This is a genomic window from Nocardia aurantia (assembly GCF_009604425.1).
Lineage (GTDB): Bacteria > Actinomycetota > Actinomycetes > Mycobacteriales > Mycobacteriaceae > Nocardia > Nocardia aurantia.
On the sequence record NZ_WEGI01000022.1, the window covers coordinates 1 to 18159 of the forward strand.

Below are 18159 nucleotides of genomic sequence, written 5' to 3' on the forward strand. Positions count from 1 at the left end.
TAGAGTTACGGCGGTTATAGCGGTGGGGAAACGCCCGGTCCCATTCCGAACCCGGAAGCTAAGCCTGCCAGCGCCGATGGTACTGCACTCGCCAGGGTGTGGGAGAGTAGGACACCGCCGGAACATACATTCCCGTGAGGGGGACCCGAGATCGGGTCCCCCTCACGGCGTTTCACGTGTAGACGAGGGGGACCCAGTGATGGGTCTCCTTCACTCGTTCCACGAGGAGACACGAACGGCCGCCGGCACACGTGCCGGCGGCCGTTACCTGTACCGACGGCTCCCAGCGCATCGCGGCCGGGAACCATCTTTCGCGTCCACAGTGCAATTCTCCGAGGATCTACTGCCACAACGCAGTTCATCAGGGGCCGTATCCGCGGGCTCACTGTGATTTATCGAGTGCCGGCGGCTGCCCGTCGGCGCCTTCGCCTCGAGGCCGATTGCGCGCCTGGCACGATCCGAACCGGCACGATTGCACCGTTCACGCGCCGCCTGCGATCGCCAGTGCACCACAGGTCATGGCTTGCCGCTATCTGCGCAGGCTGTGCGGGCTGCTCCGGGATCGGCGGCGGTTTCGATGGCCACCGGAGTGGTATGCCTCACCCACAACAGGCGGCGACCCGGGGGTTTGCGCACTTCTCAGAGTCCTCTCGAGGAACAACCAGCCCCTCGAAAGCCGTTTTGTGGATCATGGAAGTGTAGGTCCGGCGTGATCGGACAGTGATGGGGAAGGAGTGCTCATGGTCGTGCTCGAAGAAGCACCCGTCCAGCGAGCATCGCTGGAGAGCGGCGTGGTGGCAGTCCCGCGCTGGCGACGGTTCTTCCTCCCGGTCACGTATACCTATGCCGCTCTGCTGGTGGCCGTCACCGTGCTCGTTTCCGAGCTCAGCGACGTCGACCAGTCCCGCGTGGTCCTGCACGCCAGCACCAACCTGCACAACCTGTTGCACGGCCGCATCGGAACGCTGCTGTCGAGCGCGTTCGTCATCGGCGACAGCAATGCCGCCCTCATGATCATTCCGCTGCTCGGCTGCGTGCTGGCCCTGGCCGAGCTGAGATTCGGCTCGCGGCGCCTGTTGCGAGTCTTCGTCGCCGGCCATATCGGCGCGACCCTGCTGGTGGCGATCGGCCTGTGGGTGGCCGTCGAGGCCGAGTGGCTGCCGTGGAGCATCAGCCAGGCCGAGGACGTCGGTATCAGCTACGGCGCCATGGCCCTCATCGGGGCCTTCATCGCGCTGCTCCCGTCCCGCTGGCGGCCCACCTGGGCGATCTGCTGGGTCGCCGTGGCGGTCGCGGGGGTCGTCATGGGACGGACCTTCACGAATGTCGGGCATCTGCTCGCCGTGGCCATCGGGCTGGCCGCGGGTTTCTGGTGGATCCGCAGCGGCCGGCTCGACGCTCTGCGCCGGCTCAGCTGGCCGGAATCCGGACTTCTCGGAACCGGCGCACTTCTCGGATATCTGCTCCTGGTCGGATGAAATTGGCCTGCCGGATATCAATTTCATCGTCTATTGGCCTAGAGTTTCACGCGTGCGTTTAGTCATCGCTACGTGCCAGGTCGACTATGCCGGACGGCTCACCGCTCATCTCCCGATGGCCCGCCGTTTGATCATGATCAAAGCCGACGGTTCCGTTCTCATCCATTCCGACGGCGGTTCGTACAAACCGCTGAACTGGATGAGTCCGCCGTGCTGGCTGAAGGAGGAGGTCGATGCCGGCGGTGAATCCGGCGCTACCGAGAAGCCGCCGACTCGATGGATCGTCACCAACAAGGGTGGTGAGCAGTTGCAGATCACCATCGAGAACATCGAGCACGATTCGGCCTTCGAACTCGGCGTGGATCCGGGCCTGCAGAAGGACGGCGTGGAGGCGCACCTGCAGGTGCTGCTCGCCGAGCACATCGAGACCCTGGGGGCCGGCTACGAACTGATCTCCCGCGAGTACATGACGGCGATCGGCCCGGTCGACATCCTGTGCCGCGACGATCGCGGTGCGACGGTGGCGGTGGAGATCAAGCGCCGCGGGGAGATCGACGGCGTGGAGCAGCTGACCCGCTACCTGGAGTTGCTCAATCGCGATCCGCTGCTGACACCGGTGGCCGGGGTCTTCGCGGCCCAGTTGATCAAGCCGCAGGCGCGGACGCTGGCGGAGGACCGCGGAATCCGTTGCCTGACGCTCGATTACGATGCCCTCCGCGGCATGCAGAGCACCGATTTCCGCTTGTTCTAAGCTCGAAAGCATGCCCCGCCGGAAGCCGCGCCCACAGCAGCCCTCAGCGCGGTTCTCCTCGGAACCGCGTCCGATGGGTGATGTGTTCGGCCGCAAGGAAACCGGGCCGGACGGTGAGGACTACGCGGTCCGGACCGTACCGGGTGCGCGTGCGGTGAAGACATACCGATGCCCGGGGTGCGACCACGAGATCCCACCCGGGACCGCGCACATCGTCGCGTGGGCGGTATACGGCGGCGAGGACGATCGCCGGCACTGGCACACCGGGTGCTGGCGTGGCCGGAACACACGCTCCATCACCCGGCGCTGGTCCTGAAGGATCCCGACACGCCCGGAAGGCCGTCCCGGTAGGGGGCGGCCTTCCAGCGGTCGGTCAATCGTGTCGCCCGGCGGTGTTCGGGAGTCTGCTAGCCCGAGATGTCAACGTTCTGGCGGTGGTCGTCGAGGATGTCGTCCTCGTCGCTGGCAGCCTCCGGGATCGCCTTCTGCTGACGGCTCTGGGCGGGCTTGGGGGAGCCACTGTTCAGCGAGCGCGTCTCGGAGGACCCGTCGAGCAGCTCGCTCTCCCGGTTGACGGCTGCGAGCATGGCCGGCACCGAGTCGAGCTGGCCACGGATGCCCAGCAGCTGCGCCAGGACGCGGCCACGCAGCACCCGCATCTCCTCCGCCAGTTCCTTGGCGTGCGCGATCTTGCGATCGGCCTGCTGGGTGGCGGTGGAGACGAGCCGGTTGGACTCGTCGGTGGCTTCCTTGATGCGCTGCGCGGCATCGCTGCGGCTGGACGCCTCGAGCTCCTCCATGGCGCGCGTCAGCTTGGTGCGACGCTCGGCCATGGTGACCTCGAAGTCCTGCTGCGCGGCCTTGCGCTTGGCCTCGGCCTCCTTGGTGATCCGGTCGGCCTCGGCCTTGGCAGCCTCGTTGATCTTCTGAGACTCGTTGCGCGCGTTGGCGAGGGTCTGCTCGAACTCGACCTCGAGCGCCTCGCGCTTCTCCTTGGTCTCCGACAGCAGCGACTCGTACTTGCCGCGCATCTCGGTGGCCTGCTGCTCCGCGATGGAGATCATCTCGGCGGCCTCGGCCTGCGCCTGGGCGCGGACCTCGGAGGCCTCGTCGGAGGCCAGCCGCAGCATGCGCGAGATGCGATCGCTCATGCCCTCCGCCGTGGTCGGCGGTACGGACAGACGATCGACCTCCTTGCGCAGCTCGTCGATTTCGTCGCGCGCGTCCTCGAGCTGCGCGGCCAGGTTACGGGCCTGCGCGGCAGCGGCATCGCGGTCGGTTGCCGTAACTCTTAGTTCGGCATCGAATCGGTCGAAGTAATTGCGCACTTCGTCGCGGTCGTACCCTTTACGAACAACGGTAAAGGGCAACGCGACGAAGCGGTTGCGATCGGGCTCAGTGGACGACATGCCGAACAAACTACAGCCTGCCGACCGGCCATGGTGACCCGACCGCGAATGTCGTTACGAACAACTTTCCACGGTCGGACCAGGGGTACTAGTGAGTAGGATTGGCGGCCGGTTCGATGAGCTCGATGAGCACACCGCCAGCATCCTTCGGGTGTAAGAAGTTGATCCGCGCCCCTGCGGTACCGCCCTTCGGAACGTCGTACAACAGGCGCAGGCCACGACTGCGCAAATAGGTTGCTACGGCCTCCACATCGGTGACGCGATAGGCGAATTGCTGGATACCAGGGCCGTTGCGGTCGATGAACTTGGCAATCGTCGAGTTCTCGTTCAACGGCGCCAGCAACTGCACAGCAGTCGAGTCGTCGCCGGCGGCGGGCAGCGACAGCATCGCCTCGTGCACGCCCTGGGTCTCGTTGACCTCACGATGGGTTTCCACCATGCCGAGGTTCTCGCTGTACCAGGCGACGGCGGTGTCGAGATCCGGCACCGCGATGCCGACATGGTCGACGGCGATCACGTAGTCGGCCGGGATGAACTGGCTGGTCTCGGAAGAATCTGTGGTGCTCACCCTTATGACGGTAACTCCACCTGCGTGGAGGCCGAATGGTCGGCCGGGTTACCGTGAGAACGACGTTTCCGTCACCAGCTCTACTCGGAACAACGAAGCGAGGCCCCTCGTGACCACAACAGTCATCGTCTCCGGCGCCAGGACCCCGGTCGGCAAACTGCTCGGTGGCCTGAAGGATTTCAGCGGCTCTGCTCTGGGCGGGATCGCCATCAAGGCGGCGCTCGAGAAGGCCGGCGTCCGGCCCGACCAGGTCGATTACGTGATCATGGGTCAGGTGCTGCAGGCCGGTACCGGCCAGCTGCCCGCTCGTCAGGCCGCGGTGGCCGCCGGTATCCCGATGAGCGTGCCGGCGATCAGCCCGAACAAGGTGTGCCTGTCCGGCATCAACGCCATCTCGCTGGCCGACCAGCTGATCCGCGCCGGCGAGTTCGAGATCGTGGTGGCCGGTGGCCAGGAGTCGATGTCCCGGGCCCCGCACCTGCTGTTGAAGGGCCGCGAGGGTGTCAAGCTCGGTGACGTCACCCTGCACGACCACATGAACTACGACGGCCTGCACGACGTGCTGACCGACCAGGCGATGGGCCTGCTGACCGAGGAACGTAACGATCTGGACAAGATCGCGCGCGCGGACCAGGACGCCTTCGCCGCCGCCTCGCATCAGCGCGCCGCGGCCGCGTGGAAGAACGGCCTGTTCGACGACGAGGTCGTGCCGGTTCCGGTGCCGCAGCGCAAGGGTGACCCGATTCCGTTCACCAGCGACGAGGGCATCCGTCCCGACACCACCGTGGAGTCGCTCGGCAAGCTGCGGCCGGCGTTCCGGAAGGACGGCACCGTCACGGCGGGCTCGGCGTCGCAGATCTCCGACGGCGCCGCCGCGGTGGTCGTGATGAGCAAGGAGAAGGCGCAGGAGCTCGGGCTGAGCTGGATCGCCGAGATCGGCGCCGCCGGCGCGGTGGCGGGCCCCGACTCCACCCTGCAGGACCAGCCGGCCAACGCCATCGTGAAAGCCTGTGAGCGCGAGGGTATCTCGCCTTCGGATCTGGACGTCGTGGAGATCAACGAGGCGTTCGCCGCCGTCGGTGTCGCCTCGGCCCGCAAGCTCGGCCTGCCCGACGACAAGGTGAACGTCAACGGCGGTGCGATCGCGATCGGGCACCCGCTGGGCATGTCCGGCGCTCGCATCGTGCTGCACCTGGCCCTGGAGTTGAAGCGTCGCGGTGGCGGCGTCGGCGCGGCGGCGCTGTGTGGCGGTGGCGGTCAGGGCGACGCGCTGATCCTCCGCGTCCGATAGTCCTCCTGACGACACCCCGCCCGGCCCGTTTCCGCGGGTACCGGGCGGGGTGTCGTCGTTTCCGGGACCCTGTGACGCAGGTCAACTACGGACCGTCGTAGCGGTTGGGCAGAATGGAGCGCATGGGCGAATTCTTCGATGTGCGCACCGCCGCGACGCGGGTGCGGCTGTTCGGCACGCTGGAAGCGGTGTCGTGGGTGCTGTTGCTGACCGGTTCGGTGCTGAAACGACTGCCGGACCCGATCACCTGGCCGGTGATGGTGTTCGGGATGCTGCACGGCATCGTCTTCGTGATCTATCTGTTCAGCGTGCTGCTCGCGTGGCGCGAGTTCGAATGGCCGGGCCGGACCGTGCTGCTGGGACTGTTGTCCTCGGTGGTGCCGTTCACCTCGATCTGGTTCGAGCGCTGGGCCATCCGCTCCGGGCAACTGGGTGACTCGAGCCAAGCCCCGGCGCCTGCCGCGGCGCAGGCGTGACACACTGGAGATCGTGACTCGACCTGCTGCACGTCGTCCCTCGCCTGCCGCTGCCGCTGCCATGTCCGGTGCGGTGGATCTGTCTGCTCTGAAGCAGCCCGCCGCCACGGATGTGCCGCGGGGCCACGCGGTTACCGAGGCCGATTTCGAGACCCAGGTGCTGCGGCGCTCGCTGCAGGTGCCGGTGGTCGTCGCCCTGTACTCCCAGCGCAGTCCGGGCAGCGTGGAATTGGTGAAGCTGCTGGAGCGGCTCGTCGCCGAGGGCGACGGCAGCTGGGATCTGGCCACGGTCGAGGCCGAGGCCAACATGCGGATCGCGCAGGCGTTCGGGGTACAGGGCATCCCGACCGTCATCGCCGTCGCGGCGGGTCAGCCGCTCGCGGATTTCCAAGGCGCGCAACCGGAACCGCAGGTGAAGCAGTGGCTGGCCGCTGTGGTCGAGGCCGTGCGCGGCCGGCTGCAGAGTGCGGACGGCGAGGCGCCGGAGGAAGAGGCTCCCGAGGATCCGCGTTTCGTGGCCGCGGAGGAGGCGCTCGAGCGCGGTGACATCCCCGGCGCCGAGGCGGCCTACGAGAAGATCCTGGCCGAGGAGCCGGGCAACGTCGAGGCTCGGTCCGCGCTGCGTCAGGTGCGGTTCTTCGACCGCGCTCAGGGCCTGCCCGACGACGCGATCGCGCGCGCCGACGCCGCCCCGGACGATATCGAGGCCGCGTTCGCCGCCGCCGACATGGAACTGTTCAACCAGCTGCCCGAGGAGGCTTTCGATCGCCTCATCGCGCTGATCAAGCGGACCGCGGGCGACGACCGTAATCGGGTTCGTTCCCGGCTGGTGGAGCTGTTCGAACTGTTCGACACCGGGGAGCCCGTGGTGGTGGCCGCTCGCCGCCGGTTGGCCAGCGCGCTGTACTGAGGCGGAAGGCCCCGAGCTCCGGGCCGCCACCGCTCCCCGGATCCGGTCGCGCCGAGCCCGGGGACAGCGGACCGGCTTCGGGGGGCCGGTGCCTGCGATGTCCGACCCGTGGTGCGGGTGTCCGCGGGGCTCGACGCGCATTTCGATGTCGGGTCGTAGCCGCTCGACTCGGAATCTGGCAGTCTGATTCGGCACGGCCGGATCCGTGCGTATCGGGGTGCCGTGCCGGGATCGGGTGTATGGAAGGCGGTAGCTGTGCGCAGGACATCGGCGGTCGTGTGGTCGGTTGGTGTGATGGCGGCTGCGCTGATGGCGGTGCCCGCAGGGGGTGCGGCGGCCCAGGATCGACTCACCGACCTCACCTTCACCCGGGACGAACCCGACCATCCGGTGCGGACGGTGACCCTGGGATGTGACCCGGACAGCGGTTCGCATCCCAACATCGCCGCCGCGTGCCGATACCTGGCGGCCGACGGCGACCTCGTGCTGCCCGAGGAGAACCCGGACGTGCACTGCATCCGGTACCACCCGGTGTCGTTGCACGTGATCGGGACGCTGAACGGCCGGCCGGTCAGCGCCCATCGCACCTACGGGTGCGTGGTGCCGGACCTGCCGGCGCCCTGGCAGTTCTGACCGATCACTCCGCCGCGAGCCAGACGGCGCTGTTGGGCGCCAGCGTGATCGCGGCCGAGGCGGGCCGGCCGTGCCAGTGCTGACCGGTCGCCGCCACACCGCCGAGATTTCCGGTGCCGCTGCCGGCGTACGCCAGCGCGTCGGTGTTGAGGATCTCCCGCCAGCGGCCGGTGGTGGGCAGCCCGATGCGGTAGTCGCGATGTTCGGACCCGGAGAAGTTGAACACGCAGGCGACCGCCGAACCGTCGCTGCCGTGCCGCAGGAACGCGAGGACGTTGTTGCCGCGGTCGTCGGCCTCGATCCAGGAGTAGCCACCGGGCGAGGTGTCCTGCGACCACAGCGCCGAATGGGTGCGGTAAGCGGCGTTCAGGTCGCCGACCAGGGTGAGGATGCCGCGATGCAACGGGTTGCCCAGCTCGTCCCAGTCCAGCCCGCGATCGTGTGACCACTCCCGGAACTGACCGAACTCCTGACCCATGAACAGCAACTGTTTGCCCGGGTGCGCCCACATGTAGGCCAGCAGGGTCCGCACCCCGCAGGCTTTGGTGTAGTCGTCGCCGGGCATCCGGGTCCACAGCGTGCCCTTGCCGTGTACGACCTCGTCGTGACTGATCGGCAGCACGTAGTTCTCGCTCCACGCGTACACCGTGGAGAAGGTGATCTCGTTGTGGTGCCAGCTGCGATGCACCTGGTCGCGGCCGAAATAGCCGAGGGTGTCGTGCATCCAGCCCATGTTCCACTTCATGGTGAAGCCGAGGCCGCCGACCTCGGTCGGGCGGGTGACGCCGGGCCAGGTGGTGGACTCCTCCGCGACGGTGACCACGCCGGGGTGGTGTTTGTGCACGGTCGCGTTCATCTCCTGCAGGAACGCGACGGCCTCCAGATTCTCCCGGCCGCCGTGCACGTTGGGCTCCCAGCCGCCGGCGGGGCGGGAGTAGTCCAGGTAGAGCATCGAGGCGACGGCGTCGACCCGCAGCCCGTCGATGTGGAACTCCTCGATCCAGTACAGCGCGTTGGCGACCAGGAAGTTGCGCACCTCGAACCGGCCGAAGTCGAAAACGTAGGTGCCCCAATCCAATTGCTCGCCGCGACGTGGGTCGGGATGCTCGTAGAGCGGGGTGCCGTCGAATCGCGCGAGGGCCCATTCGTCGCGCGGGAAGTGGGCCGGCACCCAATCGAGGACGACCCCGATGCCGGCGGTGTGCAGGCGGTCGACAAGGGCCCGGAAGTCGTCCGGCCCGCCGAAGCGCGCGGTGGGCGCGTAGTAGGAGGTGACCTGGTAGCCCCAGGATCCGCCGAACGGGTGCTCCGCGACCGGTAGCAACTCCACGTGCGTGTACCCGTGGTCGAGGACGTACTCGGCGAGTTGATCGGCCAGCTCCCGGTAGCCGAGGCCGGGGCGCCACGAGCCCAGGTGTACCTCGTAGATGCTCATCGGGGCGCGGGTCGGGTCGGTCTGCGCCCGGGTGGTCAGCCACGCCTCGTCGTGCCATTCGTAGTGGCTCTCGGTGACCACCGACGCGGTGGCCGGCGGTATCTCCGTGGCGAAGGCGAACGGATCGGCGTGGTCGGCGGTGCGGCCGTCGGCGCCGTGGACGCGGTACTTGTACTTCGTCCCCGGTGTCACGCCGGGGACGAACAGCTCCCAGATGCCGGAGTCGCCGAGTTTCCGCATCGGCGCCGACTGCCCGCTCCAGGCGTCGAAGTCCCCGATGACCGCCACGCCGCGGGCATTGGGCGCCCACACCGCGAACGACGTGCCGGTGACCTCGCCGTCGAGCGTTGTGTAGCTGCGCGGATGGGCGCCCAGCACCTCCCACAGCCGTTCGTGCCGGCCCTCACCCATCAGGTGCAGGTCGAGGTCGCCGATGCTCGGCAGGAACCGGTACCCGTCGGCGTCGAGCACCGTCTGACCGCCCGGATAGGACACCAGCAGCCGGTAGTCCCACAGGTCCGGGTGCGGGATCACGCCCTCGAACACCCCGTGCGCGACGTGTTTCAGCGGATACTCCTCGCCGCCGACGCGCGCGCAGACGCCGTCCGCGTGCGGCCGCAGGGCGCGCACGACGGTGCCCTCGGGATGCGGATGGGCACCGAGCACGGTGTGCGGATCCGCGTGCGTCCCGGCTGCTAGCAACATCAGATCGCGGCGATTCATCCGCGCTCCCTCCGGTTCGGGCCGCCGACGGCAGTGATTTCTCATAACTTACCCACAAGATCGCCGTTCGACCGTTCGAGTGGGTGACTGCGGGGTCACGTCTGGGCGTGTCCGGCCGGACGACCGTTCCGTTCTCGGCTCGGGGTGCTCGGAACGGGTCCGCGCCCGCCGCTGCCGATTACGAAAGGTGTTGCTGCTCAAGCCATACCGGGGCGCTGTAGCTCCGCCGTCACGGCTTGTGCTCAGAAGGTGCGGCGGTAGGAGAGTTCGGTGCGGGCGGGGGACGGGACCGGGGGAAGGGACAGGATGTGGGCTACCGATCTCGCGGGGTCGAGGCGGATGTAATTGGTTTGGGCCCAATGGTATTCGTCGCCGGAGACCTCGTCGTGGACGACCGGGTGGTCATGCCATTCGCGGCCGATCGCGGGGAGGTCGACGGAGATCATGCCGTCCTCGGTGCCGTACGGGTTCAGGTTCACCACCACCAGGACCGCGTCGCCGCTGGCGGGGCACACCTTGGAGTAGGCGAGCAGGGCGTCGTTGTCGGTGTCGTGGAAGGCGATGCAGCGCAACTGTTGCAGGGCCGGGTGGGCGCGGCGGATCTCGTTGAGGCGGGTCAGCCAGGGTTCCAGGGATTCGCCGTGCGCGGCGGCCTCGGCGAAGCGGCGGGGGCGCAGCTGGTACTTCTCGGAGTCCAGGTATTCCTCGCTGCCGGGGCGTACCGCCTGGTGTTCGAACAGTTCGAAGCCGGAGTAGACGCCCCAGGTGGGGGCCAGGGTCGCGGCCAGGACGGCGCGGATGGCGAACATGCCGGGGCCGCCGTGCTGCAGGCTCTCGTGCAGGATGTCGGGGGTGTTGACGAACAGGTTGGGGCGCGCCTCGTCGGCCTTGGCGGCCAGTTCGCGGCCGAACTCGGCGAGTTCGTGTTTGCCGGTGCGCCACGTGAAATACGTGTAGGACTGGGCGAATCCGCGGCGGGCCAGGCCGTAGAGCCGGGCCGGGCGGGTGAACGCCTCGGAGAGGAACAGCACGTCCGGGTCCGTGTTGCGCACCGCGGCGATCAGCCACTCCCAGAAGTCCGCGGGTTTGGTGTGCGGGTTGTCGACGCGGAAGATGGTGACGCCCAACGAGATCCAGTGCCGGACCACGCGCAGCACCTCGGCGTAGAGGCCGTCGGGATCGGTGTCGAAATTGATCGGGTAGATGTCCTGGTACTTCTTCGGCGGATTCTCCGCGTAGGCGATGGTGCCGTCGGGCAGGGTGGTGAACCACTCCGGGTGGGAGGTGACCCACGGATGGTCGGGGGCGCACTGCAATGCCAGATCGAGGGCGACCTCGAGTCCGAGTTGCCTTGCGGTGTCGACGAATTCGGTGAAGTCCTCGGCGGTGCCGAGTTGCGGGTGGATGGCGTCGTGGCCGCCCTCGGCGGAGCCGATCGCCCACGGCGAGCCCACGTCGCCGGGCTCGGCGGTCAGGGAGTTGTTGGGGCCCTTGCGATTCACCGCGCCGATCGGGTGGATCGGCGGCAGGTACACCACGTCGAAGCCCATCGCGGCGATGCGCGGCAGCTCCTTCGCGGCGGTGACGAAACTGCCGTGGACCGGATTGCCCGCGGCGTCCCAGCCGCCGGTGGAGCGGGGGAAGAACTCGTACCAGGCGCCGTACAGGGCGCGCCGGCGCTGCACCAGCACGGTGTACTGCGGGCCGCGGGTCACCATCTCCCGGACGGGGTGGTCGCGCAGGATCTCGGTGACCTCGGTGCTGAACGCGGGCGCCACGCGGGCCGGTAGCTGCCCGTCGCCGCGCAGGGCGGCGGCCGCGGCGCGCAGGCGCTGCCACTGCTGTTTCGGGACCGCCTGGGCGGCGCGTTCCAGCAGGCGGGCGCCGATCTCCAGATCGTTGGCCAGGTCGGCGGCGTTCTGGCCGACGGCGAGTTTGGCTTCCACCGCCGAGCGCCAGGTGGCCAGCGGATCGCTCCAGCCCTCGACGCGGAAGGTCCACAGACCCGGGCGATCGGGGGTGAAGGTGGCGTTGAACACGTCCGGCTCGTAATCGGGCGTCATCCGGATGCGCTGGATGCGGCCGCTGCCCGGGCCGCGCACGGCGAGGTTGGCGGCCACCGCGTCGTGCCCTTCGCGCCACACGACGGTCCGGACGGGGAAGATCTCGCCCACCACCGCCTTCGCCGGGCGGCCACCGGGGATGGCGGGGGAGGTGTCATCGATGGCGATGCGACCGGTCACTGCACAACCCTACCGAGAAATCGGACACGATCGGATGTCGAGGGTGACGCTGCCAGGTTTCGGTGTGTGCGAATGTGCGAGGGTTGCCTCGCTCGCACCGAGGCGGAACGGTTGCCCCGGATCGATCGACGGCATGGAGGTTTTCCCAATGACGGCTGTACAAGGCGATTCGGTCGACATCCGGACTCCCGACGGGGTCGCGGACGCGTACCTGGCCCATCCGGACGACGGCGCCGCGCACCCCGGCGTGATCCTGTTCGTCGACGCGTTCGGGCTGCGGCCCGCGACCCGGGAGATGGCGGATCGGCTCGCCGCCGGCGGTTACACCGTGCTGGTTCCCAACGTGTTCTACCGGCACGGCCGCGCGCCGGTCGTCGACCTGCCCGACTTCATCGATCACGGCGATCGCACCGGCACGTTCGCGAAGATCGGCCCGATCATGCAGAGCCTGACCGCCGAACTCGCCATGCGCGATGCCGGTGCCTACCTGCAGTGGCTCGCCGACGATCCGCGGGCCACCGACGGCCCGGTCGGCCTGACCGGGTACTGCATGGGCGCCCGGCTGGCGCTGCTCACCGCGGGCACCTACCCGGATCGGGTCGCGGCCGCCGCCGGCTTCCACGGCGGCCGGCTGGCCACCGACGATCCGCACAGCCCGCATCTGGTCGCCGACAACGTGACCGCGGAGCTGTACTTCGGTCACGCCGACGGGGACCAGTCGATGCCGCCGGAACAGATCGAGCGGCTCGACAAGGCGCTGGACCAGGCCGGGGTGCGCTACCGCGCCGAGGTCTATCCCGGGGCGTCGCACGGTTACACGATGCCCGACACCTCCGTCTACCAGGAGGAGGGCGCCGAACGGCACTACACCGAACTGCTGGCCCTGTTCGGCCGCACGTTGGGATGACGGCCGACGGCTAGCGGGGGATCAGCTGCATGGTGGTGGCGGACGCCTGGGGGCCGGTGATGGAGTCGATGATGTTCGCCGCGTAGCGGCGGTATTTGTTGCGGTAGGCGGCGTCGATCCGGTCGTTCACGTCCGGGCCGGCGTCCACGAAGGTCACATCACGCTCGACTCCGTCGGTGCTGAGGTGGCCTTCGTGCTGTTTACGGGTGCCGCGGTACCAGATCGCGGTCGGCCCGTTGACCGAGCGGACGTAGACGGCGTCGCCGTCGCGGACGGCCCAGATGACCCTGGGGCTGCTCAGCGAGCCGTCGGAACGCCGGGAGGAGATCTCGAATTCGTCCTCGTGGTCGAGGCGGGTGAGTTCGTCGGTGGTCCATGCGGTCATGAGTGCCTCCGTCCTGTTCGGTCTGCCGCGGGTCTCCGTATCCGTCGTCGGTACCGTGCCGGAACCCCGATCGGGTCCCTTCTGCGAGTGTGGCAGAAGTACGCCGACGCCGCTGCGGGGGTCCGGTCGGCCGGGGCTGCGGACCGGTGTCGATCCGGTGTGTGACCGGCCGCTGAACCGGCGCGTAGCCTGCGCTGACGTGTAGGGTTCGGCAGATGAAGGCTCTGCGTAGATTCACCGTCCGCGCCCATCTGCCGCAACGATTGGCTGCGCTGGCCGAGCTCGCCACCAACCTTCGCTGGTCGTGGCACACCCCCACGCAGGACCTGTTCGCGGAGCTGGATCGGGAGCTCTGGTCCCGGGTCGGTCACGATCCGGTCCGCATGCTCGGCGAGGTGCCCGCCGCCCGGCTCGACGAACTCGCCGGTGACGAGGCCTACACGTCGGCGGTCGACGCCGCGGCCGCCGATCTGCAGGACTATCTGACCAGGCCGCGCTGGTTCGGCCGGCAGGCGTCGGGGCCGCGCGCCATCGCCTACTTCTCGATGGAATTCGGCGTCACCGAGGTGCTGCCGAATTACTCGGGCGGCCTGGGGATCCTGGCCGGCGACCATCTGAAGGCCGCCTCCGACTTGGGGCTTCCGCTCATCGGCATCGGATTGCTGTATCGCTCGGGCTATTTCCGGCAGTCGCTGACCGCCGACGGCTGGCAGGTGGAGCACTATCCGGCGCTGGATCCGCAGGGTCTGCCGTTGCGGTTGCTCACCGAATCGGGCGCGCCGGTGCTGGTCCACGTGCCGATGTCCGAGGGCCGGGTGCTGCGGGCGCGGGTGTGGATCGCGCAGGTGGGCCGGATTCCGTTGCTGCTGCTGGATTCCGATATCGCCGAGAACGATTCCGAGCTGCGCGCGGTCACCGACCGCCTCTACGGCGGCGACCAGGACCACCGGATCAAGCAGGAGATCCTGGCCGGCATCGGCGGGGTGCGCGCGGTGCGGGCCTTCACCCGGGCGCACGGGCTGCCCGATCCCGACGTCTTCCATATGAACGAGGGCCACGCCGGATTCCTCGGCATCGAACGGATCCGCGAATTCATGACCACCGGAATGGATTTCGACGCGGCGCTGACGGCGGTGCGGGCCGGCACGGTCTTCACCACCCATACTCCGGTGCCCGCCGGCATCGACCGGTTCGCCGCCGCGCTGGTGCGCCGGTACTTCGGCGGCTCGCACGGTGAACGCGAATCCTCGGCCCTGCCGGGCGTTTCCGTCGATCGGATCCTGGCGCTGGGCCGGGAGGCCGATCCGTCGGTGTTCAACATGGCCCACCTCGGCCTGCGGCTGGCCCAGCGGGCCAACGGAGTGTCCCGGTTGCACGGCGAGGTCAGCCGCGCGATGTTCGCGGCGCTGTGGCCGGGCTTCGACAGCGCCGAGGTGCCGATCGGGTCGGTCACCAACGGCGTGCACGCCCCCACCTGGGCCGCGCGTGAATGGGTCGACAAGGCAAGGGAATTCGTCGGCCCGGAGCTGGTGGAGGAGGCCCGCGGCTGGGAACAGTTGCAGGATGTCGATCTGCGCGAGTTGTGGTCGACGCGAAATACGTTGCGCGCCACCCTCGTCGAGGAGATCCGCCGCCGCCTGCGCGCCTCGTGGCTCGAACGCGGCGCCGCTCCCGCCGAATTGGGCTGGATCGACGAGGCTTTCGACCCCCGCGTGCTCACCGTCGGCTTCGCCCGCCGTGTCCCCACCTACAAGCGGCTGACCCTGATGTTGCGCGACCCGGACCGCCTGCGCGCCCTGCTCCTGGATCCGGAGCGGCCCGTGCAGTTGGTGGTGGCCGGCAAGAGCCATCCCGCGGACGACGGCGGCAAGGCGCTGATCCAGCAGGTGGTGCGCTTCGCCGACGATCCGGCCGTGCGCAACCGTATCGTGTTCCTGCCTGACTACGACATGTCGATGGCCCGCTACCTGTACTGGGGTTGCGATGTGTGGCTGAACAATCCGCTGCGCCCGCTCGAGGCGTGCGGCACCTCCGGCATGAAAGCCGCCCTCAACGGCGCCCTCAACCTGTCCATCCGCGACGGCTGGTGGGACGAGATGTTCGACGGCGAGAACGGCTGGGCCATCCCGACCGCCGACGGCGTCCGCGACGATCACCGCCGCGACGACCTGGAAGCGAACGCGCTCTACGACCTGCTGGAACGGTCGGTCCTGCCGCGCTTCTACGATCGTGACCAGTCCGACCTGCCGGTGCGCTGGCTGGAGATGGTCCGGCACACCCTGCAGACCCTCGGCCCGAAGGTGCTGGCGTCCCGCATGGTCCGCGACTACGCCGTCGACTACTACCAGCCGGCCGCGGCCGCCTATGGCGAGATCTCCGCGAACGATTTCACCGGCGCCCGCGAACTGGCCGAGTACCGCCGCCGAGTCGAAACGGCATGGCCGCAGGTGAAGGTCGTACAGGTCGACAGCGCCGGTCTACCGGACACCCCGGTGCTGGGCAACGACCTGTGGCTGCGAGCCCGCATAGCCCTCGACGGCCTGTCACCCGCCGACGTAGTGGTGCAGGCCGTCCTCGGCCGCGTCTCCGGCGACGACAACCTCTCCGACGTCACCACCGTGGAAATGTCGCACACCGAAACCGACAGCGGCACAGAGATTTTCACTGTCGAAACCCCGGTCCCGCTGTCCGGCGCCGTGGGCTACACCGTCCGAGTCCTGCCCCGCCACCCCCTACTGTCCTCCTCGGCCGAACTGGGCCTGATGGCCGCAGCCACCCCCTGACACCGCCGACCCGGCAAACACCGCTCCCGCAGCGTACGACCCGGATCAGCCCACACTCTCAAGCCAACGTACGTTTCAAGATCTTCCCCGTGGCATTACGCGGAAGGCTGTCCAGAAAGGTGATGTCCCGAGGCACCGAGAACCGCCCCAACCGGTGCCGAATGTAGTCCCGAACCATATCCGCATCGAGCCGAGCCCCCGCCCGAGCCACCACGAAAGCAGCCAACCGCTCCCCATATTCGTGATCCGGCACCCCCACCACCGCAACCTCGCTGACCTGAGGCAAGTGTGCCAGCGCCTCCTCCACCGGCCGAGGAAACACGTTCTCCCCACCCGAGATGATCATCTCGTCGTTGCGCCCGGCCACGAACAGCCGCCCACCCGCGTCCAGATACCCCACATCACCGGTGTCGAGCATGCCGTCGGCCGCGGCGGGAGCGTCGGCATCGGTGTACCCGTCGAACAGCATGTGGTTCCCGACGAAGATGTTGCCGGTAGCCCCCACCGGCACCGGCCGCCGGTCCGTACCCAGCACCGCCACCCGCGTGCCGAGCGGTGGCCGCCCCGCGCACGCCGGCGACAACCGCAGATCGTCCGGGTCCGCGATAGTGGCCCAGGAGACCTCGGTCGATCCATACACGTTGTAGAGGATGTCGCCGAAGCAGTCGAGAAACCGCAGCACCGAGGCCTCGGACAGCGGTGCCCCGCAACTGGCGACCACCCGCAAACCGGAAAGATCGTAGCGATCGCGCACATGCGACGGCAGATCGAGAATCCGATTCACCATGACCGGCACCACGATCAAACTGCTGACCCTGTGCTCCTCGACCAGCCGCAGGCAGTCCTCGGCGTCGAACCGGTCGGGCAGCACGACGGTCGCGCGCAGCGGCGTGCTGATCTGCAGCGCGGCCAGGCCCCAGGTATGGAACAGTGGCGCCGGGATCAGCATGGTCTCGTTCATCCGCAACGGGATTCGCGAGAGCAACGCCGCGACCGTGCTGAACCCCTTGGGCTGCGGCCGCCGGGCACTCTTCGGAGAGCCACTGGTGCCGGAGGTGAGCACGATCTCCCGCCCCGGCGCCTCCGGCCGCTCGAATTCGCCGGTGCCGGCGGCGATCAGGTCCTCGACGGTGAGCCGCTCGGGGGGCACCGGCACGCCGACGGTGCAGAACCGGGGGATCTCCGGCGGTAGATACCGGACCAGCCATTCCAGACCGGGATCGGCGAAGACGGCCGACATCCGGTGCTTACCGGCGATCTCCTCGAACCGCGCGGCCGCCATCCCGGTGTTGAGCAGGACCGCGTCGACGCCGAGTTTTCCGGCGGCGACCATGATCTCGACCATCTCGGCGTGGTTGCGCGACAGCACGCCGACGGTGTCGCCGGGCCCGTAGCCGAGATCGGCGAGCGCGGCGGCCAAGGCGTGCGTGCGGCTGTGCATCTCGGCGAAGGTACGGTCGGCGCGGTCGTCGATGATCGCGAGCCGGTCCGGTGAATGCGCCGCGGCCGCCGCGTACCCGCCGGCCAGGGTGAAACCCCATTTGGCCAGCCGCCCCAATTGCCGCAATCCGCGGTCGGGCCGGTAGGTGCGCACCACACCGGTGGCGACCATCTGCCGGGCCACCTCCGCCTGGTGCCGCAGCGGGGTGTCCTCACCGTTGACCACGGTCGAGGTCGGAGTGCCGCGGATCAGATCGGCGAGCCGGTGCAGCCCGCCGGTCACCCATTCGGTGACCATGCGCTTGTTCGCCGAGGCCGCCGGATGCACCCGATGAGCGGCGAAGACGGTGACAGTGACCCGGGTGCGGCGGCCGCTCTCGTCGTGCAGCCGCACGGCGGCGAAGGCGCCGTCGGTGCTGCGCAGGTCCAGGCTCTCCAGCTCACGCCCGAAGGTCAGCCGGGCCTCGACGACGCGGACGTCGGCGGCGTCCCCACCGACCCGCAAGCGCAGGTGGAGGCCGTCGGGTTCGGCGCCGAGTTGTTCACACGTGCCGATCCCGGGAAATATCCGGGGATAGATCTGCGGGTCGCGCAGCAGGTCCCACACGGCGGTCCGGGCGACCGGAAGGTCCACAGTCGCGTCGACGATATCGGTAACCAACAGCTTGCACTTCTCACTCGGTCGGGCGCGAAGGCGCGGATGGCCGGAATAACGTATTTGTAACGG

At 68.6% G+C, this 18159-nt stretch carries 15 protein-coding genes and 1 rRNA gene; 10 read left to right on the top strand and 6 right to left on the bottom strand.

All coding sequences use genetic code 11. From position 1 onward, the window contains the following. Positions 1-6 precede the first annotated feature (6 nt). From rrf to NRB56_RS39545, 4 genes are all read left to right on the top strand, one after another. Positions 7-123: ribosomal RNA gene (rrf, locus tag NRB56_RS36175) — 5S ribosomal RNA — on the top strand. Between the two features lie 617 nt (positions 124-740). Further along, positions 741-1478 (top strand): rhomboid-like protein, encoded by a 738-nt coding sequence (locus NRB56_RS36180; RefSeq protein ID WP_153348885.1) that lies wholly within the window; start codon positions 741-743, stop codon positions 1476-1478. A 52-nt stretch (positions 1479-1530) separates the two neighbouring features. Next, complete coding sequence (nucS, locus tag NRB56_RS36185) at positions 1531-2229, top strand: endonuclease NucS (protein ID WP_319944037.1); 699 nt, start codon at positions 1531-1533, stop codon at positions 2227-2229. A gap of 10 nt (positions 2230-2239) precedes the next feature. Next, positions 2240-2545 carry an ATP/GTP-binding protein gene (locus NRB56_RS39545; RefSeq protein WP_227838630.1) on the top strand — a complete coding sequence of 102 codons (306 nt, stop codon included), beginning with the start codon at positions 2240-2242 and terminating at the stop codon, positions 2543-2545. Between the two features lie 91 nt (positions 2546-2636). Here the strand turns inward: NRB56_RS39545 and NRB56_RS36190 are convergent, their stop codons facing one another. Next, positions 2637-3638, bottom strand: a complete 1002-nt coding sequence (locus NRB56_RS36190) for a coiled-coil domain-containing protein (RefSeq protein WP_153348886.1) — start codon at positions 3636-3638, stop codon at positions 2637-2639. An 88-nt stretch (positions 3639-3726) separates the two neighbouring features. Continuing rightward, positions 3727-4206, bottom strand: a complete 480-nt coding sequence (mce, locus tag NRB56_RS36195) for a methylmalonyl-CoA epimerase (RefSeq protein WP_319944038.1) — start codon at positions 4204-4206, stop codon at positions 3727-3729. A gap of 109 nt (positions 4207-4315) precedes the next feature. Here mce and NRB56_RS36200 point away from each other — a divergent pair, with 109 nt between their 5' ends. The 4 genes from NRB56_RS36200 to NRB56_RS36215 all read left to right on the top strand — a co-directional run bounded on the left by NRB56_RS36200 (position 4316) and on the right by NRB56_RS36215 (position 7516). Next, positions 4316-5497 (top strand): acetyl-CoA C-acetyltransferase, encoded by a 1182-nt coding sequence (locus NRB56_RS36200; protein ID WP_319944039.1) that lies wholly within the window; start codon positions 4316-4318, stop codon positions 5495-5497. A gap of 122 nt (positions 5498-5619) precedes the next feature. Continuing rightward, the gene (locus tag NRB56_RS36205; protein ID WP_153348887.1) at positions 5620-5973 is read left to right on the top strand and encodes a DUF3817 domain-containing protein; all 354 of its coding nucleotides are present in this window, start codon (positions 5620-5622) and stop codon (positions 5971-5973) included. A 61-nt stretch (positions 5974-6034) separates the two neighbouring features. Beyond that, positions 6035-6883 carry a tetratricopeptide repeat protein gene (locus NRB56_RS36210; RefSeq protein ID WP_153348938.1) on the top strand — a complete coding sequence of 283 codons (849 nt, stop codon included), beginning with the start codon at positions 6035-6037 and terminating at the stop codon, positions 6881-6883. Positions 6884-7177: 294 nt separating this feature from the next. Further along, complete coding sequence (locus NRB56_RS36215) at positions 7178-7516, top strand: SSI family serine proteinase inhibitor (protein ID WP_153348888.1); 339 nt, start codon at positions 7178-7180, stop codon at positions 7514-7516. 4 nt (positions 7517-7520) lie between these two features. Here NRB56_RS36215 and glgB read toward each other — a convergent pair whose 3' ends face one another. Together glgB and NRB56_RS36225 are read right to left on the bottom strand one after the other, a co-directional pair. After that, complete coding sequence (gene glgB, locus NRB56_RS36220; RefSeq protein WP_153348889.1) at positions 7521-9674, bottom strand: 1,4-alpha-glucan branching protein GlgB; 2154 nt, start codon at positions 9672-9674, stop codon at positions 7521-7523. A 242-nt stretch (positions 9675-9916) separates the two neighbouring features. Beyond that, complete coding sequence (locus NRB56_RS36225; protein WP_319944040.1) at positions 9917-11917, bottom strand: alpha-1,4-glucan--maltose-1-phosphate maltosyltransferase; 2001 nt, start codon at positions 11915-11917, stop codon at positions 9917-9919. 148 nt (positions 11918-12065) lie between these two features. Between NRB56_RS36225 and NRB56_RS36230 the strand changes: the two genes are divergently transcribed. Next, on the top strand, positions 12066-12824 hold the full coding sequence (locus tag NRB56_RS36230; protein WP_153348890.1) for a dienelactone hydrolase family protein: 759 nt from the start codon (positions 12066-12068) through the stop codon (positions 12822-12824). A gap of 10 nt (positions 12825-12834) precedes the next feature. Here the strand turns inward: NRB56_RS36230 and NRB56_RS36235 are convergent, their stop codons facing one another. Beyond that, positions 12835-13209: a DUF2255 family protein gene (locus NRB56_RS36235; protein WP_153348891.1), complete on the bottom strand. Its 375-nt coding sequence runs from the start codon at positions 13207-13209 to the stop codon at positions 12835-12837. A 215-nt stretch (positions 13210-13424) separates the two neighbouring features. Here NRB56_RS36235 and glgP point away from each other — a divergent pair, with 215 nt between their 5' ends. Further along, positions 13425-15992: an alpha-glucan family phosphorylase gene (gene glgP / locus NRB56_RS36240; RefSeq protein ID WP_153348892.1), complete on the top strand. Its 2568-nt coding sequence runs from the start codon at positions 13425-13427 to the stop codon at positions 15990-15992. Positions 15993-16050: 58 nt separating this feature from the next. Here the strand turns inward: glgP and NRB56_RS36245 are convergent, their stop codons facing one another. Continuing rightward, positions 16051-18093: an AMP-binding protein gene (locus tag NRB56_RS36245; protein WP_153348893.1), complete on the bottom strand. Its 2043-nt coding sequence runs from the start codon at positions 18091-18093 to the stop codon at positions 16051-16053. Positions 18094-18159: the final 66 nt, after the last annotated feature.